The organism is Halorubrum sp. Atlit-26R, from assembly GCF_003666015.1.
Classification (GTDB): Archaea; Halobacteriota; Halobacteria; order Halobacteriales; family Haloferacaceae; genus Halorubrum.
This window is the reverse complement of the sequence record NZ_QPLT01000012.1, coordinates 33152-60079: the sequence shown is the minus strand read 5'-3', so window position 1 is coordinate 60079 and position 26928 is coordinate 33152. Positions and strand designations below refer to the sequence as shown.

General features: G+C 70.8%; 28 protein-coding genes. 15 read left to right on the top strand and 13 right to left on the bottom strand.

Annotated elements, in window-relative coordinates; translation table 11 throughout:
* Position 1 precedes the first annotated feature (1 nt).
* Positions 2-1432 carry an aminomethyl-transferring glycine dehydrogenase subunit GcvPB gene (gene gcvPB, locus DVK07_RS13610; RefSeq protein WP_121597567.1) on the top strand — a complete coding sequence of 477 codons (1431 nt, stop codon included), beginning with the start codon at positions 2-4 and terminating at the stop codon, positions 1430-1432.
* 30 nt (positions 1433-1462) lie between these two features.
* On the opposite strand, the gene DVK07_RS13605 is transcribed toward gcvPB, so the two are convergent.
* Complete coding sequence (locus DVK07_RS13605; RefSeq protein WP_121597566.1) at positions 1463-2290, bottom strand: helix-turn-helix domain-containing protein; 828 nt, start codon at positions 2288-2290, stop codon at positions 1463-1465.
* 165 nt (positions 2291-2455) lie between these two features.
* Between DVK07_RS13605 and DVK07_RS13600 the strand changes: the two genes are divergently transcribed.
* From DVK07_RS13600 to DVK07_RS13580, 4 genes are all read left to right on the top strand, one after another.
* The gene (locus tag DVK07_RS13600) at positions 2456-3688 is read left to right on the top strand and encodes a threonine synthase (protein WP_121597565.1); all 1233 of its coding nucleotides are present in this window, start codon (positions 2456-2458) and stop codon (positions 3686-3688) included.
* A 62-nt stretch (positions 3689-3750) separates the two neighbouring features.
* The gene (gnd, locus tag DVK07_RS13595; protein WP_121597564.1) at positions 3751-4656 is read left to right on the top strand and encodes a phosphogluconate dehydrogenase (NAD(+)-dependent, decarboxylating); all 906 of its coding nucleotides are present in this window, start codon (positions 3751-3753) and stop codon (positions 4654-4656) included.
* 607 nt (positions 4657-5263) lie between these two features.
* Positions 5264-5608 carry a DUF5802 family protein gene (locus DVK07_RS13590; protein ID WP_121597563.1) on the top strand — a complete coding sequence of 115 codons (345 nt, stop codon included), beginning with the start codon at positions 5264-5266 and terminating at the stop codon, positions 5606-5608.
* A 585-nt stretch (positions 5609-6193) separates the two neighbouring features.
* A complete protein-coding gene (locus DVK07_RS13580) occupies positions 6194-7102 on the top strand; it encodes a Vms1/Ankzf1 family peptidyl-tRNA hydrolase (RefSeq protein ID WP_121597562.1) in 909 nt (302 codons plus the stop codon).
* A gap of 26 nt (positions 7103-7128) precedes the next feature.
* Here the strand turns inward: DVK07_RS13580 and DVK07_RS13575 are convergent, their stop codons facing one another.
* The 5 genes from DVK07_RS13575 to DVK07_RS13555 form a co-directional block, all read right to left on the bottom strand.
* A complete protein-coding gene (locus tag DVK07_RS13575) occupies positions 7129-7551 on the bottom strand; it encodes a rhodanese-like domain-containing protein (RefSeq protein ID WP_121597561.1) in 423 nt (140 codons plus the stop codon).
* Complete coding sequence (locus DVK07_RS13570) at positions 7551-7877, bottom strand: cupin domain-containing protein (RefSeq protein WP_121597560.1); 327 nt, start codon at positions 7875-7877, stop codon at positions 7551-7553. The genes DVK07_RS13575 and DVK07_RS13570 overlap by 1 nt, the downstream gene beginning before the upstream one ends.
* A 77-nt stretch (positions 7878-7954) precedes the next feature.
* Positions 7955-8488, bottom strand: a complete 534-nt coding sequence (locus DVK07_RS13565; RefSeq protein ID WP_121597559.1) for a cob(I)yrinic acid a,c-diamide adenosyltransferase — start codon at positions 8486-8488, stop codon at positions 7955-7957.
* The gene (locus DVK07_RS13560; RefSeq protein WP_121597558.1) at positions 8485-8724 is read right to left on the bottom strand and encodes a glutathione S-transferase N-terminal domain-containing protein; all 240 of its coding nucleotides are present in this window, start codon (positions 8722-8724) and stop codon (positions 8485-8487) included. The genes DVK07_RS13565 and DVK07_RS13560 overlap by 4 nt, the downstream gene beginning before the upstream one ends.
* An 87-nt stretch (positions 8725-8811) precedes the next feature.
* Positions 8812-9210, bottom strand: a complete 399-nt coding sequence (locus tag DVK07_RS13555) for a thioesterase family protein (RefSeq protein WP_121597557.1) — start codon at positions 9208-9210, stop codon at positions 8812-8814.
* A gap of 116 nt (positions 9211-9326) precedes the next feature.
* Here DVK07_RS13555 and DVK07_RS13550 point away from each other — a divergent pair, with 116 nt between their 5' ends.
* Positions 9327-9806, top strand: coding sequence for an Lrp/AsnC family transcriptional regulator (locus DVK07_RS13550; protein WP_121597556.1), 480 nt, complete (start codon positions 9327-9329; stop codon positions 9804-9806).
* Positions 9807-9833: 27 nt separating this feature from the next.
* On the opposite strand, the gene DVK07_RS13545 is transcribed toward DVK07_RS13550, so the two are convergent.
* Positions 9834-10850 (bottom strand): amidohydrolase family protein, encoded by a 1017-nt coding sequence (locus DVK07_RS13545; protein WP_121597555.1) that lies wholly within the window; start codon positions 10848-10850, stop codon positions 9834-9836.
* A gap of 263 nt (positions 10851-11113) precedes the next feature.
* On the opposite strand from DVK07_RS13545, the gene DVK07_RS13540 reads away from it, so the two are divergent.
* The 4 genes from DVK07_RS13540 (at position 11114) to DVK07_RS13525 (ending at position 18346) form a co-directional block, all read left to right on the top strand.
* Positions 11114-12601: a proton-conducting transporter membrane subunit gene (locus tag DVK07_RS13540; RefSeq protein WP_121597615.1), complete on the top strand. Its 1488-nt coding sequence runs from the start codon at positions 11114-11116 to the stop codon at positions 12599-12601.
* Entirely contained in the window at positions 12591-15098 is a 2508-nt protein-coding gene (locus DVK07_RS13535; protein ID WP_121597554.1) for a DUF2309 domain-containing protein, read from the top strand. Before DVK07_RS13540 ends, DVK07_RS13535 begins: the two co-directional genes overlap by 11 nt.
* Before the next feature lie 1009 nt (positions 15099-16107).
* Entirely contained in the window at positions 16108-16818 is a 711-nt protein-coding gene (locus DVK07_RS13530; protein ID WP_321166979.1) for a ZIP family metal transporter, read from the top strand.
* Positions 16819-16942: 124 nt separating this feature from the next.
* Positions 16943-18346, top strand: a complete 1404-nt coding sequence (locus DVK07_RS13525; RefSeq protein ID WP_121597552.1) for an ATP-binding protein — start codon at positions 16943-16945, stop codon at positions 18344-18346.
* Positions 18347-18399: 53 nt separating this feature from the next.
* Here the strand turns inward: DVK07_RS13525 and DVK07_RS13520 are convergent, their stop codons facing one another.
* Both DVK07_RS13520 and phoU read right to left on the bottom strand, forming a co-directional pair.
* The gene (locus DVK07_RS13520; RefSeq protein ID WP_121597551.1) at positions 18400-18744 is read right to left on the bottom strand and encodes a hypothetical protein; all 345 of its coding nucleotides are present in this window, start codon (positions 18742-18744) and stop codon (positions 18400-18402) included.
* A 117-nt stretch (positions 18745-18861) separates the two neighbouring features.
* Positions 18862-19536, bottom strand: coding sequence for a phosphate signaling complex protein PhoU (gene phoU / locus DVK07_RS13515; RefSeq protein ID WP_121597550.1), 675 nt, complete (start codon positions 19534-19536; stop codon positions 18862-18864).
* A gap of 140 nt (positions 19537-19676) precedes the next feature.
* On the opposite strand from phoU, the gene DVK07_RS13510 reads away from it, so the two are divergent.
* From DVK07_RS13510 to DVK07_RS13500, 4 genes are all read left to right on the top strand, one after another.
* Positions 19677-21350, top strand: coding sequence for an ABC transporter substrate-binding protein (locus tag DVK07_RS13510; protein ID WP_121597549.1), 1674 nt, complete (start codon positions 19677-19679; stop codon positions 21348-21350).
* 69 nt (positions 21351-21419) lie between these two features.
* A complete protein-coding gene (locus DVK07_RS24215) occupies positions 21420-21554 on the top strand; it encodes a hypothetical protein (RefSeq protein WP_255410485.1) in 135 nt (44 codons plus the stop codon).
* A gap of 86 nt (positions 21555-21640) precedes the next feature.
* On the top strand, positions 21641-22393 hold the full coding sequence (locus DVK07_RS13505) for a carbonic anhydrase (RefSeq protein ID WP_121597548.1): 753 nt from the start codon (positions 21641-21643) through the stop codon (positions 22391-22393).
* A 113-nt stretch (positions 22394-22506) separates the two neighbouring features.
* Complete coding sequence (locus DVK07_RS13500) at positions 22507-23802, top strand: PQQ-binding-like beta-propeller repeat protein (RefSeq protein WP_121597547.1); 1296 nt, start codon at positions 22507-22509, stop codon at positions 23800-23802.
* 167 nt (positions 23803-23969) lie between these two features.
* Here the strand turns inward: DVK07_RS13500 and ndk are convergent, their stop codons facing one another.
* From ndk to rpl7ae, 4 genes are read right to left on the bottom strand one after another with little or no spacing between them, the layout of a single operon-like run.
* Positions 23970-24449 (bottom strand): nucleoside-diphosphate kinase, encoded by a 480-nt coding sequence (ndk, locus tag DVK07_RS13495; protein WP_026046299.1) that lies wholly within the window; start codon positions 24447-24449, stop codon positions 23970-23972.
* Positions 24446-24640 (bottom strand): 50S ribosomal protein L24e, encoded by a 195-nt coding sequence (locus DVK07_RS13490; RefSeq protein ID WP_004595320.1) that lies wholly within the window; start codon positions 24638-24640, stop codon positions 24446-24448. The genes ndk and DVK07_RS13490 overlap by 4 nt, the downstream gene beginning before the upstream one ends.
* A 3-nt stretch (positions 24641-24643) precedes the next feature.
* Positions 24644-24868: a 30S ribosomal protein S28e gene (locus tag DVK07_RS13485; RefSeq protein WP_004595321.1), complete on the bottom strand. Its 225-nt coding sequence runs from the start codon at positions 24866-24868 to the stop codon at positions 24644-24646.
* 6 nt (positions 24869-24874) lie between these two features.
* Positions 24875-25237, bottom strand: a complete 363-nt coding sequence (rpl7ae, locus tag DVK07_RS13480; protein WP_004595322.1) for a 50S ribosomal protein L7Ae — start codon at positions 25235-25237, stop codon at positions 24875-24877.
* 240 nt (positions 25238-25477) lie between these two features.
* Here rpl7ae and DVK07_RS13475 point away from each other — a divergent pair, with 240 nt between their 5' ends.
* A complete protein-coding gene (locus DVK07_RS13475; protein WP_121597546.1) occupies positions 25478-26926 on the top strand; it encodes a bifunctional UDP-sugar hydrolase/5'-nucleotidase in 1449 nt (482 codons plus the stop codon).
* Positions 26927-26928: the final 2 nt, after the last annotated feature.

Below are 26928 nucleotides of genomic sequence, written 5' to 3'. Positions count from 1 at the left end.
GATGATCCACGACCAAGCGAACTACGAGCGAGAGGGAGAGGACGTCCGCGAGCCGCTGCTCTCGGAGAAGGGCCAAGAGACCGTCGACGTGCGCGAGGACTCCCCGCTCCCCGACGACCTCACCCGCGAGGAGCTGACGCTCCCGAACCCCTCGGAGCCGGAAACGGCGCGCCACTACACCCGGCTCTCGCAGATGAACTGGGCGATCGACGCGGGGCCGTACCCGCTGGGGAGCTGTACGATGAAGTACAACCCCAAGTTCACCGAGGACGTGGCGGCGGACCCGAACGCGGCGATCCACCCCGACCGCTCCGCGCGCTCCGCGCAGGGGAACTTGGAGCTCCAGTACCGGCTCCAGGAGGTCCTCGCGGAGATCGGCGGGATGGACGCCGTCACGCTCCAGCCGCCCGCGGGCGCCGCCGGCGAGCTGACGGGGATCCTCGTCGCGAAGGCGTACCACGAACACCACGGCAACGACCGCTCGGAGGTCGTGATCCCGGCGTCGGCCCACGGGACGAACTTCGCGACCGCCGCGACCGCGGGCTACGACGTCGTCGAGCTCCCCTCGGGCGAGGACGGCCGGGTCGACCTCGAAGCCTTGGAGGCGGCCGTCGGCGACGACACCGCCGCCCTCATGCTCACGAACCCGAACACGGTCGGCCTCTTCGAGCGCGACATCACCGAGATCGCCGAGGTCGTCCACGACGCCGGCGGGCTGCTCTACTACGACGGCGCGAACCTCAACGCGCTGCTCGGTCGCGGCCGTCCCGGCGACATGGGGTTCGACGTGATGCACTACAACGTCCACAAGACGTTCGCGACGCCCCACGGCGGCGGCGGTCCCGGCGCCGGGCCGGTCGGCGTCGTCGACGAGCTGGCGCCGTTCCTCCCGACGCCCCGCGTCCGCGAGGCGGCTGAGGGGTCGGGGTACGAGCGCTTCGAGCCGGCCCACACGATCGGAAAGGTCCACGGGTTCGCCGGCAACTGGCTCGTGTCGATCAAGGCGTACGCGTACGTCGCCCGCCTCGGCGACGAGGGGCTCGCGGACGCGGCCGCGAAGGCCGTCCTCAACGCGAACTACCTCGCCGAGCGGATCGACCTCGACGTGCCGTTCGGTCCGTTCCACCACGAGTTCGCCGCGACCGCGGGCGACCGCGACGCCGCCGACGTCGCCAAGCGCATGCTCGACTTCGGCGTCCACCCGCCGACGACGAAGTGGCCGGAGATGGTGCCGGAGGCGATGCTGACCGAGCCGACCGAGATCGAGGGGCAGTCCTCGCTCGACGACCTCGCGGAGGCGTTCAACCTCGCGTACGCCGACACCGACGAGGCGCTCGACGCGGCCCCGAACCGGACCGCCGCGGGCCGGATCGATCAGGTCGGCGCCGCGCGGAACCCGCGGCTCTCGTGGCAGGCGCTCGACGGGGAGTAGCGGGGGGTCTGGGAACGGAGCCCGGCCGCGTCAGGGCTCGGTGGCCGCGGACCGGACCGGCTCCTCGCGGTCGGCGGCCTCGAACTCGTCGGCCCGTTCTGCGTCGCGCTCGTTCGCGTCGAACTCCTCGCCGTCGAGCGCCGCCGTCTCGGAGGGCCCGGTCTCGCCGGTCGGGCCCGCTCCGGCGTTCGACTCCGAGAACGGCCCCTCTCCGTCGACGAACCGGCGCATCACCCGTCCCTCGGCGCGGTGGAGCGTCTCGCTACACGTCGACTTCGCGATCCCGTTCGCCTCGGCTAACTCCGTGAGCGTACACCGGCGCGGCGTGTCGTAGTACCCCGCCCGAACCGCCTCGAAGACGAGGTCGCGCTGCGCCTCCGTGAGCGTCCGGTCCGGGTCGTCCCCTCCGGTGGCGGCGACGCCGACCGTTATCCCGTCGCCCGCGAGCCGGCGGCCGAACGCCTCGATCCGGCCCCGGTCGCCGACGACGGTCACCGCCGCGCGGCCGTCGACGACCTCCACCGTCGACTCGATCGGGAGGCCGACCGCCCGCGCCGCGGGGAGGTACGCGGGGGCGCGGCCGACCACCCGGAGCGTGCGGACGTCGCCGCGGCGCTCGACCGCCGTCGCGCGCGAGACGTGCTCGTGGTCGCGGAGCGCCGCCTCGACGCGGTCCCTGTCGGTGCCGCCGACGCGGACGGTCGCGGCCACCGCCGGATCCCCGTCGGTCGGCTGCCGGTCGTCGCCGTCGACCGCGATCGTCTCCGCGACCCGGAGCGTCGCCGCGGGGACGCGCCGGGAGACGTCCCCGAGCCACGATCCGGTCGGGAGGTCCAACCGCAGGTCGGTTCGGGTCATCGGTCCCACCTCGGTTCCCCCGGCGGATCGGACGCGGTCGCTGAAGCGAGCATCTCGTTCGCTGTTACGACCGCGGCCCCCCTCGGAGTACCCCTTCATACGTTTCGACCCTAAGTACCCGCCGCGACCGCAGCACCGAAGTTCCCGGCACGCGAGCGAGGCCCCATGGAAACGACAGAAGCGTTCGTCGGCCTGGCCTGCGTCGACTGCGCGGAAACGTTCGACGCGGAGACGGCGACGCACCGGTGTCCCGACTGCGGCGGCATCCTCGACCCGGAGTACGACTACGACCAAGTCGAGTTGACGCCGGAGACGCTCGACGCGCGCCCGGAGGGGTCGATGTGGCGGTACGCCGAACTACTTCCCTTCCCCGCCGAGACGGCGGTGTCGCTCGGCGAGGGCGCCACGCCGCTCGTCGAGTGCCCGGCGCTGGCGGACGCGATGGGCGTCGGCCGCGTTCTCCTGAAAGACGAGGGCGCGAACCCCACGGGGACGTTCAAGGACCGCGGGCAGGCGGCCGCGATGACGGCCGCGCGCGAGCACGGCGCGAGCGAGGTCGCGCTCAACAGCGCCGGCAACGCGGGGCAGGCGGCCGCGGCGTACGCGGCCCGCGCGGACCTCGACGCGCACGTCTTCCTCCCCTCGCGGGCGGGGTTCACGCAGAAGGCGATGACGGAGGTTCACGGCGCGGACCTCACCGTCACCGACCCCGTCGGCGGGAACTCGCAGATCGGCGACGCCGGGAAGGCGTACGCCGAGGCGATGGAGGAGCATCCGGAGTGGTACTCGACGAAGACGTTCGTCACGCCGTACCGCCACGAGGGGAAGAAGACGATGGCGCTGGAGCTGCTAGCGCAGTTGGACTGGGAGGCGCCCGACGGCGTCGTCTACCCGACCGGCGGCGGCGTCGGGCTGGTCGGGATGCACAAGGCCGCCCGGGAGGCGAGGGAGCTGGGGTGGACCGACGAGCTGGTCCCGATGTACGCCGCGCAGGCCGCGGGCTGCGCCCCGGTCGTCCGCGCCTACGAGTCGGGCGCCGACCGCCACGAGCCGCTCGCAGACGACGAGGTCGACACGGCGTGCAACGGGATCGCGATCCCCGACCCGGGCGCGAGCCACCTCATCCTGGAGGCGATCCGCGAGTCCGACGGCGGCGCGGTGGCGACGACGGACCGGGAGATCCTCGACGCCGCGATCGAGGTCGCGCGCGAGGAGGGGCTTGAGGTGGGCGCCACCTGCGCGGCCGCCGTCTCCGGCGCGTTCGCGCTCGCGGAGTCCGGCGAGTTCGGCCCCGACGACACCGTCGTCCTCCTGAACACCGGCGCCGGCAACAAGGACGTGGACGCGCTTCGGGCGCACCTCGGCGAGCGGGAGGCCGAGGCAGAGGCCGGCGAGTAGTCGCGTGGCGGCTCGGCCCCCGAACCGGAACCACTACGGCGGGGGGTCGCCACCCCTCGCGCATGGAACTCGGCGTCATCGGACTCGGGCGGATGGGGCAGATCGTCGCGAACCGGTCGCTGGAGGCGGGCCACGACGTGGTCGCGTTCGACCTCTCCGCGGAGGCGACCGCGGAGGCGGCGGAGGCGGGCGCGGAGCCGGCCGACTCGGTGGGCGACCTCTGTGACCGGTTGGGGAGCGAAAAGCGGATCTGGCTGATGGTGCCCGCGGGCGACGCGGTCGACGCCACGCTCGCTGACCTCGAACCGCACCTCGACGGCGACGACGTCGTCGTCGACGGCGGCAACTCGCACTTCGAGGATTCGGTGCGCCGCGCCGAGGCGACGGACGCCGCCTACCTCGACTGCGGCACCTCCGGCGGGCCCGCCAGCGCGGAGGCCGGGTTCTCGCTGATGGTCGGCGGCCCCGAGTGGGCCTACGAGGCGCTCGTGCCCGTCTTCGACGCGGTGGCGACCGGGCCGGACGGCCACGATCGCATGGGCGAGTCGGGCGCCGGCCACTACGTGAAGATGGTCCACAACGGCGTCGAGTACGCGCTGATGCAGGCGTACGGCGAGGGGTTCGAGCTGCTCACCGACGGGCGCTACGACCTCGACACCGAGTCCGTGGCGCGCACGTGGAACAACGGCGCCGTGATCCGGTCGTGGCTCTTGGAGCTCTGCGAGGAGGCGTTCCGCGAGGAGGGGTCGGACCTCGGCGACGTGGCGGACCACGTCGCGGGCGGTTCGACGGGCACGTGGACGGTCCAGGAGGCGCTCGAACAGGAGGTGCCCGTCCCGATCATTTATCAGGCGCTCGCGGAGCGGTTCGACTCCCGCAACGAGGGCCGCTTCTCTCGGCGGCTCGCGAACCGCCTCCGGTACGGGTTCGGCCGTCACGAGGTCGCGCGGCGGTCAGACGGCGACTGAGGGCAGGTGGCGGGCGGACGGCGACCACGTGGCATCGGTCTCGTACGTGGGCGTCGCCGAACGGCTCTCGCGCCGAACCGAGATCAACCCAATACGGGGAAAGCGACGACCGATCCGCGGTGCGGTGGCGCGTGCCTGCGAGCGCCCTTCGGGCGCGAGTCAGCACGCGCGAGGGAGTCGGCCGACCGGAGCGAAGCGGAGGGAGGCCGACGAGGCTGGGGAGGCGTGAGGCGCGGTCGCCGTGCAGGGCGGGACTCAAAGGGGCAGCCGCGAGGGCGAAGGCGCGCGACGTAAGCACCGAGGGAGCGAACGGAGTGAGCGACTGAGGCGCGCAGCGAGCGCACCGAGTCCTCGCGGCTGGGGCTTTGGAGGTGTCCGCCGTCGATCTCCGGTCGAGTATTTATAAGCGAGCGGCTAGGGCTTCGGACGTGTCCGTGTTGATCTACGATTTATAAGTAGATTCGTTCTCCCGGCTGATTCGGATGAAATATTGGACGCGACGTCCAATGAATGTTCCATTGGGGCCCGTATCTTGCCCCGATTATCACGGTTGATCCCGTCCGAGAAAGGCTTATGTATGGTCGTGGTAGAGGATACCACGCATAGAATGTTCGAGCGATTCTCGAGCGGCTACTACCTGGGGGAACTGTACGTGGAACCCCGCGACGGCGAGCGCGCCGTCATCCAGCGGGCGGACCACGAACGCGTCAACGAGCAGCTGTACGCGGACGGCGAGGGGGTCGAGCGGCTCGACGCCCCGCTCGTGATGAAAGTCGACGGCGGCCACATCCCGGTCGGCGGCGACGACGACGTACCCAGCGGCACGCTCGCGATTCCTCAGGAACTCGCCGACGAGACGCTCCCGGACCGGCGGAACGTGCTGTTGGCGGACGCGGACCGCGCGGAGACGCTCCTGCGCTGGGAGGGGTGGGAGCCGTTCGTGAACGCGTGATACGAGGAACGTGACTCCGTTTTTCCCGTCGATTGTCGTTGCTATTTATAAATAGAGGGTCGGGCCCGGATTGAGAACACCCCCGAACCCCCAGCCGCTCGCTTATAAGTCGTTGATTCCGGATCGGCGGCGAACACCGCCAAAGCCCCAGCCGCTCAGTTATAAATGGTTGATGGCGGATCCGCGCCGAACACTTCCAAAGCCCCAGCCGCTCGCTTATAAATGATTGATAGCAGATCAGCACCGAACGCTTCCAAAGCCCCAGCCGCGAAGGCGCCGTACGCTCGTTGCGCTCCTCACTCGGTCGCTTCGCTCCCTCGTTCCGGTGCTTACGTCGCCTACGGCGCCTTCGCGACTGCCCCTTTGAGTCCCGCCCCAAACCGCTCCGCACAGCACCTCAGGCCTCCCCAGCCTCGTCGGTGGTCCTCCGCTTCGCTCCGGACCACCGACTCCCTCGCGCGTGCGACTCACGCCCTTCGGGCGTTCGTCGGCACGCGCCACCGCACAGCGTTCATTTATAAGCGGTCACAAAATCGCATCCGCCGCAGACGCACCTTTTAGGTCGCAGGGGGTCGCGGATTCGGTATGATCGACAGGCTGCTCGGGCGCGCCGAGCTGAAAGAGCGGATCGAGGAGCTCGAAGAGGAGAAGCGCCACCTCGAACGCCGCGCCGAGGCCGAGGAGGAGCGCCGCTCCGACGCGGTCGCCGACCGCCAGCGCGCCGAGGAGCGCGTCAACGAGCTCGAGCACCGGATCGAGTCGCTCGAAGAGCGGTTGGAGCGCGCGGAGGGAACCGAGGCGTCCGTCGAGTTCCGGCGCGTGAGCGATTACAGCGGCTCGCGGCTGGCCGACGTGCTCGACCGCTTCCGGGCGGTCGAGACCGACGACCCCGAGGGGCTGCTCACGGCGTACGTGCCGGACGCCGATTCGGTCCCGGCGACCGTCTCGGACTGGTTCGGCGACCGCACGGAGCTGGTCCGGCGCGCCGCGCCCGCGGTCGTCCTCGCCGACGACACCGGCGCCGTGAGCGCGGCGCTGACCCCGCCGGTCGAGCCCGAGCCGTTCGACCGCTGGAGCGATAGATTTCGGCTCGACGAGGCGTGGTTCCGCCCGACCGGCCGGTTCGCGTTCGCGCTGGTCCGCTCGGACGTCTTCGCCGTCGGCACCTACGAGGGCGGCGAGCGGGTCGCCTTCGAGGGGTTCACCAGCGACGTGAAAGAGGCGCACTCGAAGGGCGGGTTCTCGCAGGGGCGCTTCGAGCGCCGCCGCGAGGGACAGATCGACGACCACCTCGACCGGGCGAACGAGGCGCTCGCCGCGGTCGCCGGGGCGGAGGACCTCGACCGCGTGATCGCCGTCGGCGAGCGCAGCGTCCTCGGGCGAGTGCGCGACCGCGCCGACGTGACGGACGTCTCGGACGCCACCGGGAAGCCGGAGGCGGCGCTCGACGACGCGTTCCGCGACTTCTGGCGGGTCCGCGTCCGCGCGATCTGAGCCATTTAAAAAAGAACCGTCCCGCGTCAGAAGGGAGATTCGGGGCCTTCGTCCGGATCGGGGTCCGGTTTTTCCGACGCCGTCAGCTCACCAATCTCCTGTTCCCACGCCTCGATTCCGCCGCGGAGGCTCTCGACGCGCGCCTCCTGCGTGCCCTCGTAGCTGCCGATCAGCTGGGCCGCCTGCTGGCTCGCGACGCCGTGCGGACAGACGGTGACGATCCGCTCTGCCCCCTCTAACTCCGCGATACGGCTCGTCAGCTCCGGGAACGGGATACACTCGCTGTCGGGGAGGTGGCCCCGGTCGAACGCGCGCTGGTCGCGGATGTCGACGACGCGGAGCGGTTCGGACTCGTCGGCGTTCCCGTCGGCGCCGTCGGCGTCGTCTCCGGAGCCGTCGCGCTCATCGAGCAGCGCCGACAGCTCCTCGGGGTCGATTTCGCCGTCCATCAGGGGAGGGGGGCGAGAGTGGCCGTGAGTACGGCCCGCTCGTCGGTGTCGTTGCGGGCGCCGTGGACCGCGCCCCGCTCGTTCGGCACCACCGCGGGCGCCGCGAGCGCCGCCTCCTCGTCGTCGCGGACCACGGTCGGTTCGCCTTCGAGGACGTGGAACACGTTCGTGGCGCCGGCGTGTTCGTGGGGGTCGACCGCCGCGTCCGGGCCGAGGACGAACGCCTTCACGAGCGCGTCGTCGGTGACGACGAGCTCCGCGGTCTCGACCTCGCCGGGGTCCGGGTCGAGACCGGAGACCGCCGCCGCGTAGCTGTCGAGCGTCATACCCGCACCTCGCGCGGGACGGGGAAAAATCGCGCGCTCGGGAGCCGGGCCGCCCCCGCGGTCGAAACGGCGCGGGCTCAGTACGAGGGCGACTCCTCGGGCTCGCCGTCGCGCGCGTTGACGACCCTCCCGAGGGTGAAGAGGAGGTCGGAGAGCCGGTTGAGGTAGGTGACGACGGCCTCGTTTATCGGCTCCGAGCGCGCGAGGTCGACGACGCGGCGCTCCGCCCGCCGCGCAACGGCGCGCGCGTGGTGGAGCGCCGCCCCCGCCTCGCCGCCGCCCGGCAGGATGAACGACGTGAGGGGCTCTAACTCCTCGTCGAACGCGTCGATGTGCTCCTCTAACTCCTCGGTGTGTTCGCTCTCGACCTGCGGGTCGTCCGGGTCGGGGTCGGGGTTCGCGAGGTCCGCTTGGACGACGTGGAGGTGGTTCTGGATCGCCTCCAGCAGGTCGTCGACGTCGTCGTGCCCCGTCGGGCGAACCGTGCCGAGCAGCGCGTTCGCCTCGTCGACGGAGCCGTACGCCTCGATGCGGTGGCTCGACTTCGACACCCGGCTCATGTCCCGGAGGTCGGTCTCGCCCTCGTCGCCGCGGCCGGTGTAGATGCTCATTGGAGGGTCCTCTCGACGTACTCGACGATGTTCGCGCTCTCCGCCATCGTCACGCCGCGCTCCTCGTCGACGAGGACGGGGACGCCGCGCTGGCCGCTGACGCGCTTGACCTCGTTGCGGTCGGAGTGGAGCGCCTCCACCCACTCCGTCTCATAGTCGACGCCCGCCTCGTCCAAGGCGTCGGCCGCCTTCTCGCACCACGGACACCCGTCGAGGGCGTACAGTCGAACGCTCATACCGATCGATCCGTCCGCGCCGTCAAGAAGGTGTGCGTCCGCGCCTCCCCCCGCCCCGACCGCGGCACGGAGCCTCGCCCGAGCGCCTCACAGGTCGTGGTACGACTCCATCGCGGCCCGGTGTTCCTCCGGGATGGGTGCGGGTTCCCCCGTCTCCGGGTCGAGGGAGACGAGCGTCGCCTCGGCCTCCGCGGCCGCCTCGCCGCCGGCCCGGATCTCGTGGGTCATCGTCGCGCTCGACCGTCCGAGGTCGGCCACGTCGACGGTGACGGTGACCTCGCCGTCGACGAGCTCGACCGGGCGCCGGAAGTCGATCGAGATCGACGCCAGCACGGTCGACACGCGCGAGAGGTCGGCGTCGAGGACGTCGCTGAAGTACCGCGTCCGCGCCTGCTCGATGTACGTCGCGTAGACGGCGTTGTTGACGTGGCCCATCGCGTCGATGTCGCGGAACCGCACGTCGATGTCCGCGGTGTACGTACCCATATCCGACCCACTGGCGGGGATCGTATGTAGGCGTCGGGATCGGACGGCCGCGGTCGAAAACGCGGACTTGCCGGTCTCGACAACGTATAAAACGGCCGCGCGTCTATCACCGCGGTATGGGCAACGGCGCGATAGACGACGTCGACAGGGCGATCCTGTACGCGCTACAGGAGGACGCACGGAACACGTCGTCCGGGGACGTCGCGGAGCGGACCGGCACCTCGGACAGCACCGTCCGCAAGCGGATTCAGCGGCTCGAATCCGAGGGGGTGATCAAGGGGTACAGCGCCAGCGTCGACTACCAGCGGTCGGGCTACCCCCTCCGGATGCTGCTCTACTGCACCGCGTCGATTCCGGAGCGCGGCGAGCTCATCCCGGACATCCTCGACATCGACGGCGTCGTGTCGGTCCAGGAGCTCGTCACCGGCGAGCAGAACCTCCTCGTGACCGTCGTCGGCGAGTCGGACGACGACATCACGCCGGTGGCGCAGGCGCTCCTCGACATGGGCGTCACCGTCGCCGACGAGGTGCTCGTGCGGACCCACGAGACGACCCCGTTCGGTGAGTTCGACGTCGAGCGGAACGGCGAGGATTGACCGAGGCGGGGCGGGCCGGAGAGGCGGTCAGCCGACGACCCGCTTCACGTCGAGCCCGGTCGCGCGCCGGACGACCGCTGCCACCGGATCTTCGGTGCCGGAGAGGTTGTCCGAGTCGCCGTCGAGGACGAGGAGCGCCGCCCGCCGGCCCGGTTCGACGACCCCGCAGTCCAGGCCGGCGATCTCGGCGCCCGCGGCGGTCGCCATCCGCAGCACCTCCCGGTCGGTGACGTCGAACCGCTTCGCCGCGGTCGCCATCTCCCGGAACATCGACGGTTGGTTCAGCATGACGTTGTCCGTACCGAGCGCGACCGTCGTGTGATCGAGCAGCTCCCGAATCGGCGGCGTTCCGACGTCGAGGACCGCGTTCGCGCGCGGACAGACCGCGATCGGGACGGACTGACCCGCGACGCGCTCCAAGTGCTCCCGCTCGGCGTGGACCATGTGAACGAGGAGGTCCGGGTCCAGATCGAGCGCCGGGTGGATGTCGGTCGCGTCCGGCTCGCCCGCGTGGATCGCGAACGGGACGCCGCGCTCCTCGCAGGCGGCGCGCTCCGCGGCGAAGTCGTCGTCGTTCGCGCCGGAGGCGCCGTACCCGTCGGCCACGTCGAGGACCGACGCGTCGCCGCTCCCGAAGACGAACGGGTCGACGCCGGTGTCCGCCGCCGCGTCGCGGAGCGCCCGCGCCCCGGCGACTCCCGACTCGCGGAAGTCGAGCGTCGAAACCGTGCCGGTCCGCCGCATGAATCGGAGCGTCCGCCGCATCGCCGACACGAGCTCGTCGCGGTCGGCGGCCGCCAGCCGCCGGTGTTTCAGGCTGTCCGGCGGCGCCACCGCCTCGTCGAGCGAGAGGCCGACCGCGGCATCCTTCGCGACGGAGTCCCCGAGGTGGGTGTGCGCGTTGACGAACGCCGGCAGCACGACGTCCGTCGAGTCGGTGTCCGTCTCCTCGACCGCCGCAATCCGCCCGTCTTCGACGATGACCCGCCCTCGCACCGGCTCGAACGACTCTCCGGCGAGGACGGTTCCCGAGAGTTCTTCCATACCGACCCTCCGGACCGGGGGAGGTTATGGTTTCCTGAGTGGCGACGCCGAACGGGCCGGAGGCGGCCGTCGCCGCGAGGCTGACCGAGCCCGATCGGATCGCGGAGGCGATAAACATAATGTTCTATAATCCGGTATGGTCGAACGAATTGTGAATACAGACAGATTTAATAGCCGTTCCGTTCTCGAAAGCGATGAAAACCGACCGAAACCGGACCAAGCGCCGCGCGCGGTCCGACCCCGGTCGCGTGGTCGCTCGAACGATGTCAGGACGCACCTCGAACCCGACGGTCGGAGCGCTCCGGGAGACGGCCGAGTCGTCGACCGTTCCCGTCGCACTAACGCGGCTCGCGTGGACGCTGTTCGCCGCGAGCCTGGCCGCGCTCGTCGCCCACGTCCGACTCGGCGGGCCCTGGGAGATCTCCGGCGCGGTCGCCGTCGACGGGCTGACCGTCCTGCTGTGGGTCGTCGTGACGTTCTTCAGCGGGATCGTCCACAGCTACTCGCGCCGCTACATGGTCGGGAGCGCCCACGAGACCGACTTCTTCCTCGGCGTCTCCGCGTTCACGCTCGCCGTGATGGCGCTCGTCGCGGCCGACCACGTCGCGCTGTTCTGGTGCTTTTGGCTGGCGATGGGGCTCCTGATGGCGCGGCTCGTCGGCACCGTCGACGGCTGGCCGCAGGCCCGGGCCGCCGCGAGCGTCGCCCGCAGGCACTTCCTCGCCAGCAGCGCGCTGCTCGGCGTCGCCGTGACGGCGCTGTGGTGGGCGACCGGCGCGACGACGGTCTCCGGCATCGCCGCGAGCGCCGACTCCCTCGGCGGGCCCGCGTGGCTCGTCGCGGGCGCCGCGCTCGTCCTCGCGGCGATGATCCAGTCGGCGCTCGTCCCGTTCCACGGCTGGCTGCTCTCCTCGATGACCGCCCCCACGCCGGCCTCGGCGCTGATGCACGCCGGCTTCGTCAACGCGGGCGGCATCCTGTTGACCCGCTTCGCGCCGGTCGTGACCGTCGAGACGTGGCTCATGCTCGCTATCGTGGTCGTCGGCGCCGCGAGCGCCTTGGCCGGGAAGCTGCTCAAGACGGTCCGGTCGGACGTCAAGGGCGAACTGGGCTGCTCGACGGTCGGTCAGATGGGCTTCATGATCGTCCAGGCCGGGCTCGGCTTCTTCGGCGCCGCCGTCACGCACCTGATTCTACACGGCTTCTACAAGGCGTACCACTTCCTGAGCGCGGGCGACGAGGTCGAGCGCGCCGCCCCGACGGAGAGCGGACCCGAACCCGAGGGAACGGGCGTCGCCGGCGCGGTCGTCGTGCTGCTGACCGGGCTCGCGGGCGGCGCGACGTTCGCGCTCCTGACGGGGAAGGGGACGAGCGTCGACAGCGGGCTGCTGCTCGCGGGGTTCGTGACGCTCACGACGCTCCACGCGGCCCGGAGCGCCGTCCGCCGGACCGCCCTCTCGACGGCGGCCCGCTACGGGGCGGTCCCGCTGGTCGCGCTCCCCGCCATCGCCGTGTACGCGCTCGCGTACCGGGCCGTCTCGGGGCTGCTCTCCGGACTACCGCTCGTCTCTGCCCCGACCGAACTGACCGCGCTCCACGCGCTCGTCGCCGTCGTCTTCCTCGCCGCGTACGTCGCGATCGAGACCGGCGTCCACGAGCGGAGCGAGCGCCTCTACGTCGCGCTCGTGAACGCGGGGCAACCCGCACCGGACACCGTCCTGACCGCCACGGAGGAGTACGATGAACGCTGAACCCACCACCGAAGACGACGCCGACGCAATGGGACGCGATGGAGACACGGTCGAAGACGAGATCGACGCGGCCGCGAGCGCCGTCGGCTCGGTCTGGCCGGTCCACTCGTTCGTGACCGCGAACCCCCTCTCCGGCTTCGAGGACCGGCCGTTCGACGAGGCCGTGAGCCGGGCGTCCGAGCTGCTCGGCGGCCGCGGCTACCCGCGCGCGGAGACGTTCCGGGCGGCCCTCGACGAGGGACGTATCGACCCCGACCTGCTCGACGCGGAACTGACCGACCGGGGCTGCGACGGCGACCCCGAGGCCGTGCTGGAGCGGCTGGAGAACGCCGAGGAGACGGCGGAATCGAGCGGCTCCGGCGACGCGGAGGCGACGGACTCCGACGCCGAGCGCGTCGACCGCGTGCTGACGAAGTGGCTGTCGGCGTTCCTCGACGAGGGACAGGCCGAGTGGTCGATGCCGAACCGCGAGGCGGGGTTCTACGACGCCTTCCGGTCGGTGGCCGCGTACGACGACGAAATTCCGAATACGGGACTCGTCGCCGACCTCCCGGCGTCGCCGACGACGGCGATCGAGTCCGCGCTGGAGCCGTACCCCCGTGACCGGTGGGAGGCCGTCTTCGAGTCGCAGTTCGCCGCGCTCCCCGGGTGGACCGGGCTGCTCAAGCGGCGCGCCGACGACGGCGGCGCGTGGCAGTCCGCGCACCCGATCACGCCGACGGGCTACCTCGCGGCCCGGCTGGCGTTAGCGGACGCCTTCGGCGTCGACCTCGCGCCGCCGGAGGGGTCCGACGGGCCGGCGGTCGACCCGAGCGACGAGATCGCCGACGCGTTCCTGAGCGCGTGGGAGGCCACGTACCGCGACGGGCTCGTCGAGCGGGTCGCCGCCGAGAGCGAGGCGCGCGACGGGGGAACCGAAGCGCGCGAGGGGGACGAGGCACGCGCCGACGGCGGGGCGTCGGAGCGGCCGGACGCCCAGTTGGTCTTCTGTATCGACACGCGCTCCGAGGTGATCCGCCGGCACGTCGAGGCGACCGGCGACTACGAGACGCACGGGTACGCGGGCTTCTTCGGCGTCCCGATGGAGTACACCGGGTACGACGCAAGCGTGTCGGTCGACGCCTGCCCGCCGATCGTCGACCCGCAACACCGCGTCTCGGAGGTTCCGGCCGAAGACGACGCGCGGGCGAGCCGCGACCGCTGGGCCGACCTCCGCGAGGCCGCCGGCGAGGTGGTCGAGACGCTGCGGTCGAACCCCGCCACCGCGTTCAGCTTCGTCGAGGGCGCCGGGAGCGGGTACGGCCTCGCGCTCGCGGCGCGCACGCTCGTGCCCGGCCGGGTGCGCGACCTGCTCGACGGCGCCGACGACGCGGTGCCGGCCGACCACGAGTTCTGCGAGCCGGGCGTCCACGAGCACGACGACTCCGGCGAGGGGCTTCCGACGGGGCTCACCCGCGACGAGCGGGTCGAGTACGCCGCGACCGCCTTCGAACTGATGGGCTGGGAGGCGTTCGGGCGCCTCGTCGTCTTCACGGGCCACGCGGCCGAGACGGCGAACAACCCCTACGACTCCAGCCTCGACTGCGGCGCCTGCGCCGGCAACCCGGGCGGGCCGAACGCCCGCGCCCTCGCCGCGATCTGTAACGACCCCGAGGTGAAGGCGGGACTGCGCGAGTGCGGGATCGACGTGCCCGACGACACCGTCTTCCTCGCGGCCGAACACAACACGACGACCGACGAGATCGAGCTGTACGACGGCGACGTGCCGGAGTCGCACGCGGCGGACCTCGAACGGCTGCGCGCGGACCTCGACGCCGCACGCGGGCGCGCCGCCGCCGAGCGCACCGGGCAAGAGGCCGAGGAGTCGGCCGTCCGCGAGACCGAGCGCCGCGCCGGCGACTGGGCCGAGACGCGCCCCGAGTGGGGGTTAGCGGGCAACGCCGGCTTCGTCGTCGGCCCCCGCGAGCTGACGAGCGGCCTCGACCTCGACGGGCGCGCCTTCCTCCACTCGTACGACTGGGCGACCGACCCGGACGGCGACGCGCTCGAAGCGATACTGGCCGGCCCGATGGTCGTCACGCAGTGGATCAACGCGCAGTACTACTTCTCGACGGTCGACAACGCGGCGTACGGGAGCGGGTCGAAGGTGACCCACAACCCCGTCGGCAACGTCGGCGTCTACCAGGGCAACGGCGGCGACCTCATGACGGGACTCCCGATCCAGTCGGTCAAGGCCGCCGCCGGCGAGCCGTACCACCAGCCGCTCCGGCTCTCGACGGTCGTCCACGCGCCGGTCGACCGCGTCACCGAGGTCTTGGCCGACAACGAGGCGGTGACCGGACTCCTGGACAACGACTGGCTCTCGCTGACGGTTGTCGACCCGACGCGCGACCACCGCGCCTTCGAGTACGAGGAGGAACTGACGTGGACGCCGGCGCCCGAGGCGGCCGAAGCGCACGCGGAGCCGCGCACGGCCCCCGCCGCGGCGGACGACTGAGGCCACAGCCCGCTCGACGAGGGTGTACCGTCGGTACCCCTCGCGCCGATTCCAACACTTTAGAGCCGTTTGGCCCTGTTGAAACCCTGTTCTTCAAATATAACTTGGGATGAAACACCCGGTCGCTGAATGGTGCTTCCTGATCGATAGCGGGAGTGAGTATCGCAGATCGATAGCGACGAAACGGTATTTAAATAGTCATGAGCGACGGCGACGAGCGCTTATAAATGATAGGCGGTGGCGCGCCCCGGTGAGCGGCCCGGAGGGCCGCGAACCGACGGCGCGAGGGAGTCGCTGGCGGCGACAGCCGCCAGCGACGAGGCTGGGGAGGCGTGAGGTGCGGGTGCCGTGCGGGGCGGGACTCAAAGGGGCAGCCGGTGAGGCGGGCGCAGGCGACGAAAGCACCGCAACGAGGGAGCGGTAGCGATCGAGTGAGGCGCGTGGTTCGAGAGAGCGAAGCTCTCTCGTCATCCCGAAAATCTTCGATTTTCGGGCGACAGCGAGCGTGCGCCCGCCTCACCGGCTGGGGCTTTGTAGGTGTCCACCGCAGCAGCCTCAACCATTTATAAAGAGCCGACAGCAACACCGCGGTCCGACTTATAAACGCCCACGCCATCGCACTGAGCGACGTGCTACACTTACTCCCGCTATCACTCGTCGCTACGTCTGTGCTGACCACGCCCGGTCAGAATGTATCACTTCCGAAGGGTTTCAGCAGAGCCTGCGGTTTAAATCCCCGATACGGCCGGTTTCGTGGTTCGTAGCCGCGGATCCACGTCCGGTCCGAGAACGTGCCCGAAGTTTTTATTAATTCGGGTAGTTTAGTTATTACTGTACAATAGTGACCGGAGAACATCTCTCCCAGGCTGCGACGGATCGATCGACGGCCGGCCGGGAACGAGCCGTCGGAGCGGCCGGACTGATAGCACTGGTACTCCTGTCGGTGGCGGCGATAGCCGACGGGGTTAATTGGAAGCTCGTGGCGGTCTCTTGGACCGCGTTCGCGGCGATGGCGGTCGGCGCGCCCCTCGGCGCCCGTGCGGTGCGGAGCAGCCACCCCTTGGAGCCGGTCTGGGGGTACGGGCTGGCCAGCGGTGCGATGGTGACCAGCGCCGCGCTCTTCCTGATCCCGCAGGCGCTCGGCCAGCACGGCCGACTCGGCAGCCTCGGCATCGCGGTCGGCTTCCTAGGCGGGTACGCCGGTCACACGGTCGGACACCGGTTCACCCATCTGGATCTACCCGTCGATCGAACGACGGCCGAGCTGACGGTTCACGCGCTCTCGGCCGGCGCGATCATCGGCGCGATCTACACGGCGATGCCCTCGCTCACCTCCGTCCTCGGGGTCGCGCTCGTCTCGCACAAGGCGCCCGCCGGGTACGCCGCGGCCCGTCGCCTCGCCGAGCGGGGGCAGTCGGTCGTCACCCTGCTGTTGCCCGCGGCGGCGGTCGGCATCGTGGCCCTCCCGGTCGGCATCGCCGGACTTTCGCCGGAGAGCGGACCTCGCGGGCTCCTCTTCGGCATCGCCGCCGGCGTGTTCCTCCACGTCGCCGTCGATCTGCTGCCGGAGTGTACCACCGGGAGCGAGACGTGCCCGGTCGACGCCGCGGACCACGACGCCGACGGCCACCGACTCCGGGACCGGCTCCGCCGACACGCCGTCCTGAGCTCGACCCTCGGCGGCGTCGCGGTCGCCGTGGCGTGGTGGGTCGCGGTGTGACGCGCGCCGAGGCCCGGACGGCGCCCGCCGCCGATTGAATCGGGCGGGTCCCGGACCGGCCGCGAGGTATCAGACGTGATTTTTGTGGGGGAACGACTTTTTGATCGCCGCCGAGAGCGGGGCCATGAACCCCGACCCTCCGATCGACCTGCTGTACGTCAACGACGACGACCAGCTTCGAGAGCTGGTTTCCACGCGGCTACGCGACGAGTGCGACCGGCTAAGGATCGAGACCGCGGACTCCGCCGCCGAGGGGGAGCGGCTGCTGGCGGAGGCGTCGATCGACTGCGTGCTCTGCGATCACCACATGCCGGACGTGACCGGCGTCGAGTTCCTGAAGCGGGTCCGCGAGGAGCGGCCGGACCTCCCCTTCCTGCTGTTCACGAACACCGGGACCGAGACCGTCGCGAGCGAGAGCATCGAGGCCGGAGTCACCGACTACGTGATCCAAGACACCATCGAGAACCAGGCGCCGCTGCTCGCGCGGAAGATCGTCACCTACGTCGAGCACCGGCGGGCACAGCGGGAGCGAGACCGGACGAACAGGCGGCTCCGCGAGATCGCCGCCGTGACCGACCAGGTGTGGTGGGTGTTCTCGCCGACCTGGGACGAGCTGCGGTTCATCAACGAGGGCCACGAGGCGATATTCGGCCAGTCGCCGGCGGAGCTCCGCGAGGACCCGACGACGTTCCTCGACCGGGTCCACGAGGACGACGTGGTCCGGGTCCGACAGGCGATGGAGTCGTGCTCGAAGGGGACGCCGCAGGTGGTCGAGTACCGGGTCGAGAAGTCCGAGTCGGTGCGGCTCTGGGTCGAGTCGCGGTGTAAGCCCATCACCGACGAGGACGGCGCGGTCACCTCGCTCGTCGGGCTGACGCGCGACATCACCGACCGGAAGCTGTACGACCGGGAGCTGACCGAGACGGTCGACCAATTAGAGGAGTTCACGGCGACGGTGTCGCACGACCTCCGGAACCCGCTGAACGTCGCGGCCGGCAACCTCAGCCTCGCGGCGTCGGACGTCGAGGACGAGCGCATCGACACGGCGCTCGACGCCGTCGCGCGGATGGACGCGCTCATCGACGAGCTGCTGACGCTCGCGAAGGAGGGGCAGACGCTCGGCGACCGGCGGGACGTTCCGTTCGCGGAGATCGTCGAGAAGGGCTACGAGAACGTCAGGGCGCCGGAGAGCACGCTGCGGGTCACGGGGAGCGTGACGCTGTCGTGCGACTCCGCGCGGCTCACGCAGGCGTTCGAGAACATCATCCGCAACGCCGTCGAACACGGCGGCAGCGACGTCACGCTCACCGCCGGCGTCCTGCCCGACGGCGGCGTGTTCATCGAGGACGACGGCCCCGGTATCCCGCCCGCGGAACGCGAGCGCGTCTTCGAGAAGGGACACACGACCCGGGAGGACGGCAGCGGCTTCGGGCTGGCGATCGTCGAGCGGATCGTCGACGCGCACGGCTGGGAGATCCGCGTCACCGAGGACGCGGCCAGCGGCGCTCGGTTCGAGATCGCCACCTGATCCGAGCGGATCGAAGCGAACGGAGCGGAACGGAGCGGAACGGAACCCGACGCTCAGGCGCCGGGGACGCCGAACGCGCTGATGTCGAGCCCGAGGAGGCCGTCCAGTACCGCGATGACGACCAGCGCGGCCGCCCACGCGACGAGCCCCATGATCGCCGCGTCCTTCCACCCGCCGGGGTACCGCCATTTGATGACCCACACCCACGCGACCAGCGCGACCACCGACCCGATCAGGGGGATCAGCGATCCGATCGCCCACGCGAGCGCGCCGAGCAGCGCCGTCACCACCGCGTGCGAGTAGTCGTCCACGCCCGCGACGAGACGGCCGCTGACGTAGATGCCTAATCCACCGACCAACAGCGCGACGACGAACGAGACGATAGCTCCGAGAACCATGTGTACGGAGTCGGCGGTCAGCCGGATATAACACGGGGACGGCGTCACGCGCGGTGACACGTCGCGGACGGCCCGCCAAGGGCGTACGCCCTCGTCCCCGGTCGGTACAGACGCAGATCAGTACAGCAGCTCGTCGTCGTTCTCGATCATGTACAGCGACCGGGCGGCGATGTTGACCGCGTGGTCGCCGACGCGTTCGAGGTCGCGGATCGTGAGGAGGAGCCGCGAGACGTTCCGCATCGTCGCCTCCACGTCCTCCTCCTCGCGGAGCTCGTCGCGCTCGATGAGGTCGCGGACGACGAGGTCGCTCGCGGCCTCACAGGCGGCGTCGAGGTCGTCGTCCGACTCGGCGACGGCGTAACAGCGCTCCGGGTCCGACTCCGCGTAGGCGTCCATCGCCTCCTGGAGCATCGCCAGCGTGTCGTCCCCGATGCGCTGGACGTCGACGTCGGGGAACACCTCGCGGTCGGCCCGCTTCGCGTACTCCCCGAGGTTCGTCGCGAGGTCCGCGATCCGTTCGAGGTCGGTGATGATCTTGAACGAGGCCGCGATGAACCGGAGGTCCCCGGCCACCGGCTGCTGGAGCGCGATGAGGTCCGTACACTGCCCCTCTAATTCGAGGTAGAGGTCGTTGATCTCGGCGTCGCCGGCGATCACTTCCTCGCCGAGCTCCCCGTCCTGCTGCTCGAGGGCGTCGAGCCCCATGCGGAGCCGTTCGGCGACCACTTCGCTCATGTAGAGGACGTCGTCGCGGAGCCCCTCCAACTTCGTCTGGTACTGTTCGCGTGGCATCTTGGCGTATCCGCCACGCCGAACGCACAAAAACACGTCGCCGGCCGCCGGTTCTCGGCAACAATCTCTGGTTGTCCGGCGTACGGTCGAACGCTGCCTCGGTGTCTCCTGACTTATCCCTCGGGGCGAAACGGCGGGCAATGTCACGGAAACTCGACTCGTCGCGGCGGCGCGTGCTTCGCGGCGTCGCGACCGGGGTGACGGCGGGGGCGGTCGCCGGCTGCGCCGGCCGCGGCTCCGACGGCGACGGGAACGGAACGGCCGGAGACGGACCCGGCGGAACCGACGGCAACGGGACCGACGACGGGGCCGGGAGCGAGGACGAGCCCGTCAGCGGCGGCGAGTTAGTGTACTCACAGCAGGTGTCTCCGATCGAGTTCGACCCGATCGTGGTCAACGACATCTACTCGCAGCAGGTGTGTTCGCAGGTTTTCGAGCCGCTGTACGCCTACGACGAGCGGACGAACCCGGTGCCACACCTCGCCAGCGAGGAGCCGACCGTCGAGCGGGACGGGACGCGGTACGTCGTGGAGCTGCGCGACGGGCCGCGCTTCCAGAACGGCGACCCGGTCACCGCCGAGGACGTCAGGTACTCGCTGCTCGCGCCGGTCGAGGAGGAGACGGCCAACGCGCCGGACGTCGAGATGATCGACGCGGTCGAGGTCGTCGACGACCGGACCGTCCAGATCGACCTCCAGTACGGGTACGGCCCCTTCTACACGCTCGCGCTGACGCGGAGCGTGGTCCCCGAGTCGGTCCGGGAGGCGGACAGGGACGCGTTCAACCTCGAGTCGCCGGTGGGCTCGGGGCCGTTCGAGTTCGACGACTGGACCGAAGGCGAGTTCGTCGACCTGGTGAAGTGGGACGGCTACTGGGGCGACACGCTGCCGCACCTGAATCGGCTCCGGTTCGAGCCGGTCGAGGAGAGCACGACGCGCGTCGTCTCCTTGGAGACCGGCGAGTCGGACGTCGCGGACGGGATCACGCCCCAGACGTGGGAGACGGTCCGGAGCGCGGACAACATGTCGCTCCAGTCCGAGCCCGGCATCTCCTACTACTACATCGCGTTCAACTGCAACGAGGGGCCGACCGCGGACCCGCAGGTCCGCGAGGCGATCGACTACGCGGTCTCGATGGACCAGGCGGTCTCGAACTTCATCGAACCGGCCGGGGAGCGCAACTACGCGCCGGTGCCGCTCCCGGTCGCCGACTCGTGGGACTTCCCGACCGACGAGTGGGCGGACATCGGCCACGACCGCGACGTCGACCGCGCCGCGGAGCTGCTCGCGGACGCGGGCGTGCCCGAGGACTACAACTTCCGTATCATCGTGCCGCCGGACGACCTCCGGGAGCAGATCGGGATCTCGGTCTCGAACGGCCTGAACGAGGCCGGCTACGACGCGGAGGTGCGCCGGTACGACTGGGGCACCTTCCTCGACACGTACGACACCGGCGACGAGGACGACTACAACATGTACGCGCTGGGGTGGCTCGGCGGCCCGGACCCGGACTCGTACGTGTACAACCTGTTCCACGACGGCCAGATCGGCGCCACCAACGGGACCTACTACGAGAACGACGACCTCATGGCCGACATCATCGAGGCCCGGCGCGCCAGCGACATCGACGAGCGGCGCGAGCTGTACGAGTCGATCATTCCGACGGTGCTCGAAGACCGGGTCCACCTCCCCAGCTACAGCCTGCGCGTCTCCATCGGGGTCCGCGACTACGTCGAGGACTTCGTCGCCCACCCGCGCTCGCAGTACAACCCGCGGGTCCTGAGCGACTACAACAACGTCTGGCTCGACCAGTGACGGACCGTTTCGGCGGGTAGCGCGGCCTCGGTCGAAGCGTTCAAACCCCGCCGCGACGACGCTCCGGACATGCAGAACATGGAAGACTTCGTCCTCGACGAGAACGAGGAGGCGCTCGCGCCGGCGGTCGTGATCGCGACGGTCGCGCTCCTCGCGGTGTTCGTCGTCGGGTTCCTGGTCGCGGCGGTCGGACTCGTCGCCTGACGGGGCCGCCCCCTCGGCGCCGATCGCCCGCGTCCCGAGAGCCCTCCCGCCCCGACGCTTTTGTTCTCCCGCCGGGTCGAGACGGTATGCACCGCGGGATACTCGTCGACCTCCTCGACCGCAACGACGACCACGTCGCCGCGCTGCCGTCCGGATCCTTCGACAGCCACCGCGAGGGGCAGCGCCCGGGCGTGGTCTCCGTCTGCTGTTCCGACTCGCGCGTCTCCCAGGAGGGGATGTTCGCCGTCGAGGAGCCGGGGTTCCTCTTCACCTCCGGCGCCATCGGCAACAGCGTGAGCGCCCTCGTCGACGGCGAGCGAGTCCTCGACGGGAGCGTGGCGTACCCGCTCCGGCACACCCACACCGAGGTCCTCGCCGTGGTCGGCCACACCGGCTGCGGCGCGGTCGCCGCCGCGCTCACGGCGGCTCGCACCGGGGAGTTCCCGGCCGAACCGGGCGTCCGCGCCGACGTCGAGGCGCTGTTACCGATCGTCGAGGCCGGGCTGAACGACCCGGCCGTGGTCGGTGAGGGGGGCGACGTCGCCGGCGACCGCGCGGGCGACGAGAACGCGGACAACGATGCCGATACCTCGGTCCGCGACCGCCTCGTCGAGTACAACGTCCACGAGCAGGTCGCGTTCGCCCGAGAGAGCGAGGAAGCGGCGGACGCGACCGTGTACGGGTTCGTCTACGACCTCCACGGCGTCTACGGCGACCGCGACGGCGCCGTCTACTTAGTGAACGCCGACGGCGAGCGCGACCCCGCAACGCTGCGCGACCTCGTCGGCGAGGCGCACGCCGATCACGTGGCGACGCTGTTGGAGCGGAAGGAGCGGTAGGAGCGGCCTCCCGGTGCGTCTCCCGGGCCGCCGCGGACCGGAGGAGCCGCGTTCGACGACCGTCGGGTCCGCATCCGACAACCGTTTCACGGCGACGCCCGAAGGGGGTTCAAATGGACCGACGCGTCCTGTTCGCGACCCTGATACTGCTGGCCGGCGGCGCGACCGGCGTCGGCGTGGCGCTGTTCGCGTTCGTCGGCGTCGACGACGTCACGACCGAGGCCACGGTCGTGTGGGAGTCCGAGCCGGCCGCGGGCGACGACGGCAGCGGCGCCGTGGTCGCGACCGTCGACGGCGACCCGCTCCTCCTCCGGCCCGCGGTCGAGAACGGGTCGCGAGTCGTCACCGCGACGGTCGCCGGGACGGACCGGACCCCGTGGACGGTTCCGGTCTCCGGACCGGACGCGGAGCGCGGCGGCGGGGACGGCACCGGTGGCGGCGGAGACGCCGACGGGAACGACTCCGACGGGAACGACTCCGACGGAGCGGACGGCGGCGATCCCGTCGCCGTCAGCGGCCTCACCGCGAGCACCCTCGGCGGCGACTCGGTGGTCGCGCTCACGACGGCGTCGGGCGAGCTCGTCGTTCTCGACGCGGCGGACGGGACGGAGCGGTTCGCGGTCGACCTCGGCGGCCCCGCCGGGCTCCGACCGGCCGTCGGCGACCTCACCGGCGACGGGAACCGGGAGATCGCGGCGGTCACGACCGACGGGGGCGTTCGCGTCGTCGACGCCGCGGGCGATTCGGTCGCCGAGGCCTCGCTGTCGGGCGAGATCAGCCGTCGGCCGCTCATCGTCGAACCGGACGCCGAGGCCGGCGAGCGGGGCGGGCTCGCCGTGCTGACGACCGCCGGCGACCCCGCGACGGTTCACATGCTCGACGGCGACGGCGGGACGCGCTGGACGACCGAGCCGAGCGTGAACCCGCTCAGCTGGAACGCGGCGGACAGCCGCGACGGGCCGGTGCTCGCGCTCGGCGGCGCGAGCGGGACCATCGAGACCGTAGAGGCGAGCGACGGGTCGGACCGGTACGAGGTCAAGCTCCAGGACCGCCCGATCGCCGTGGGGGACGCGGACCCCGGGCGGGTGTACGTCGGCGGCTCCGGAAGCGTGTGGGCGGTCGACCTGCTCGACGGCGAGGTCGTCTGGAAACAGCAGTACGGCGCGTCGACCCGGATCAACGAGCCGCGCATGGGCGACGTCGACGGGAACGGCGAGCGCGCGCCGGCGGTAGTCAACCGGGCCGGCGGGGTGCTCGCGATGACCCAGAGCGGCGAGGTGATCGCCCGGGGTGACGCCGGCGACGTCGTCGCCTACGGCGGTCCCCTGTTCGCCGACGTCACGGGCGACGGCGGCGACGAGGTGATCGTGGTCGCCGACGACGGGACCGCGATCGCGGTCGACACCTGAGAGGGCGTGGACGTTCACGGTCGACTTATAACCAGATTCCTCACGGAAACCGAGAGACCGCGACGAGTCACCGGGCGGGATTCACCGGAAACGCGGTGTGTCGACTGAGCGAGGGCTCGGCGGGCGTCGGGCGCAGCGAAAAGTGAAAAGTTCCGAGAGCCGGGGCGTCAGTGGTCTTCGTCCTCGTACACCCACGCCGAGGTGTCGAGGTCGTAGTCGACGAGCTCCTCGTCGTCGAAGAACAGGTCGATCTCGCGCTCGTTGGCGCCCTCGTCCTCGTGGTCCGAGGCGTGGATCACGTTGTGGCCGAGGTCGAGGCCGAAGTCGCCGCGGATCGTGCCCGGCGGCGACTCGGTCGGGTCGGTCTCGCCGACCATCGCGCGGACCTGGCGGGTCGCGTCCGCGCCCTCCCACACCATCGCGAAGACGGGGCCGGAGGTGATGAACTCGACGAGGCCGTCGAAGAACGGCTTGTCCTCGTGTTCGCCGTAGTGGTCCTTCGCGAGCTCCTCGTCGAGCCGGACGAACTTGCCGGCGACGAGCTTGAGCCCGCGGTCCTCGAAGCGAGAGACTATCTCGCCGATGAGACCGCGCTGGACGCCGTCGGGCTTCACCATCACGAAGGTGCGCTCGTCGTGGTGGCTCACTGCTCGTCGCCTCCGGCTCGGTGGCCCTCCTCGGTCCACTCGACGTCGCGCGCCTCGCGGCCGAGGAAGTAGTTCTTCTCCGCCTTCGAGTCGACGAAGTGGAGGACGGTGCCGTCCTTCTTGACGAACATCGTGCCCGTGCCGGGCTCGATCTCCTCACCGCTGTAATCGCAGGTGCGTGTCTCGACCATTGGTTATCGGCCTCCGATGGAGTCGGCGTCGCGCTGGGTCTCCCGCAGCTGGAGCACGTCGCCCAGACGGACGGGACCCAGGACGTTCCGGGTGATGATCCGGCCCTGGTTCGATCCCTCCTGGATGCGGCACTTGACCTGCATGGCCTCGCCGTGCATCCCGGTCTTGCCGACGACCTCGATGACCTCCGCGGTCGTCGAGTCGCCGGTGCCCTCTTCTGCGCTCATGGGAGGTTATCGGAGCTCCGCGACCTTCTCGCCGATGTCCTCGACGTCGTCGGCGGCGTCGCCGGCGTCGACGACGGCGGCGGCGGCCGAGCCGACCTCGAGGCCGGCGGCCTGCCCGACCTCGTCCTGCGTGTCGACGAAGGCGACCGGAATCCCCTTCTCCTCGGCGAGTTCGGGGAGGTGCATCACGATCTCCTCGGGGGAGACGTCCTCGGCGACGATGACCAGGTCGGCGTTGCCGCGCTCGACGGCCTTGGTGGTCTCGTTGGTTCCTTTCTTCACTGTGCCGGTGTCTCGGGCGACCTCGAGCGCTTCGAGGGATCGCTCCGCGAGGTCCGCCGGGGTGTCGTAGTCTACGTAAACGGGCATATGTTGTTCACCTATCCTCCGCGCGGGCTCGCGTGCCCGTACCGTGGTCGGTCCCTAACGGCACGGCACATCATCAACCCCGCAGAGGCTGTGAAGCGACGTAGTCCGGACATCCATAAAAGCGCTTTCAATGTCGTGCGGGTGTGCGAGCGGGGATCACGGGGTAACGACCGAGGGACCGCAGCGGCGGACCGACTCCGCGCTTTTTAAGCCCGGCTCGCCCCTCCCTCCCCGTATCGAATGGTCCGTCTCGTCCACTACTCCGACATCGAGAACGTCTTCGACGCCCCCGAGCGGGCGGCCCGCCTCGCCGGCCGGGTCCGGGCGCTCTCGGGCGCCGACGCCGCGGTCGTCGGCACCGGCGACACGACCGCGCCGGGCGTCCTCTCGCTGGTCGCGACCGGCAGGCAGGTCCTCGACTTCTACGAGGCGACCGACACCGTCCTCGACACGTTCGGCAACCACGAGTTCGACTACGGCCCCGACGCGCTCCGGGACCTCGTCGCCGACTCGCCCGCGACGTTCGTCTCCGCGAACGTCCGCGACGAGGACGGCGAGCCGTTCGGCCGCGACGAGGGGGTCGTCCCGTGGGCGACCCGCGAGGTCGACGGGGAGACGGTCGGGTTCGTCGGCGTCACCGACCCCGCGACGGACTCGCTGAACCCGATGGCCGCCGACCTCTCGTTCCACGACCCCGTCTCGGCCGCGCGCGACGCGCTCGCTGAGATGCGGACGGCGGTCGCCGAACGCCGGGACCGGGCGACTCCGAGGAGCGAGGAGCGCGCGGCCGGCGACGGCGACCCGCTCGATCACGTCGTCGTCCTCTCGCACCTCGGGGCGGGCGACGACGACCTCGCGCGCGAGCTCGACGTCGACGCGATCCTCGGCGGCCACGTCCACAGCCGCCGGAACGAGGTCGTCGCGGACACGCTGCTCGTCCGACCCGGGGTCAACGGGGAGACGGTGGCCGAGATCGATCTCGACGCCGACCCGCCGATCGCGACGCTTCACGAGCCCGACGGGGCGGACCCCGCGCCCGACCTCGCGGACGCGCTCGCGGAGCGGATGGCCGCGGCCGACCTCGACGAGACCGTCGACGTCGTCGAGGAGCCGATCGAGCGGGCCGGCGACGTGGTCCACGGCGGGGAGTGCCGCGTCGGCAACTTCGTCGCGGACGCGTTCCGGTGGGCCCACGACGCCGACGTGGGCCTGTCGAACGCCGGCGGGCTCCGGCAGGGCGACCCGTGGGCGGGCGACGTGACGAAGGCGGACCTGATCTCCCTCATCCCATTCGAGGAGCCGGTGGCGCTCGCCTCGGTCACCGGCGCGGAGCTTCACGACGTGTTCCGGGAGATGGCCGCGCCCGACGTGGACTTCGGCGAGGACGACTGGTGGCACGGCCACGTCTCGAACGCGCGCGTCGTCTGGGACGACGACGCCGAGCTCATCTTAGAGGCGGCCGTCGGCGGCGAGCCCATCGACCCCGAGGCGCGCTACACCGTCGCCGTCTCGGATTACCTGCTGCACTCCGAACACGAGTACCCGACGCTCGCCCAGCGCCACCGGATCGACGAGGCCGACATCCAGTACGAGGTGTTGGCGGAGTACGCCCGCGAGCACGGCATCGACCCAGAAATCGAAGACCGGATCGAGATCCGGAACCGCGCCGCCGCGGCCGACGACGACTGAAC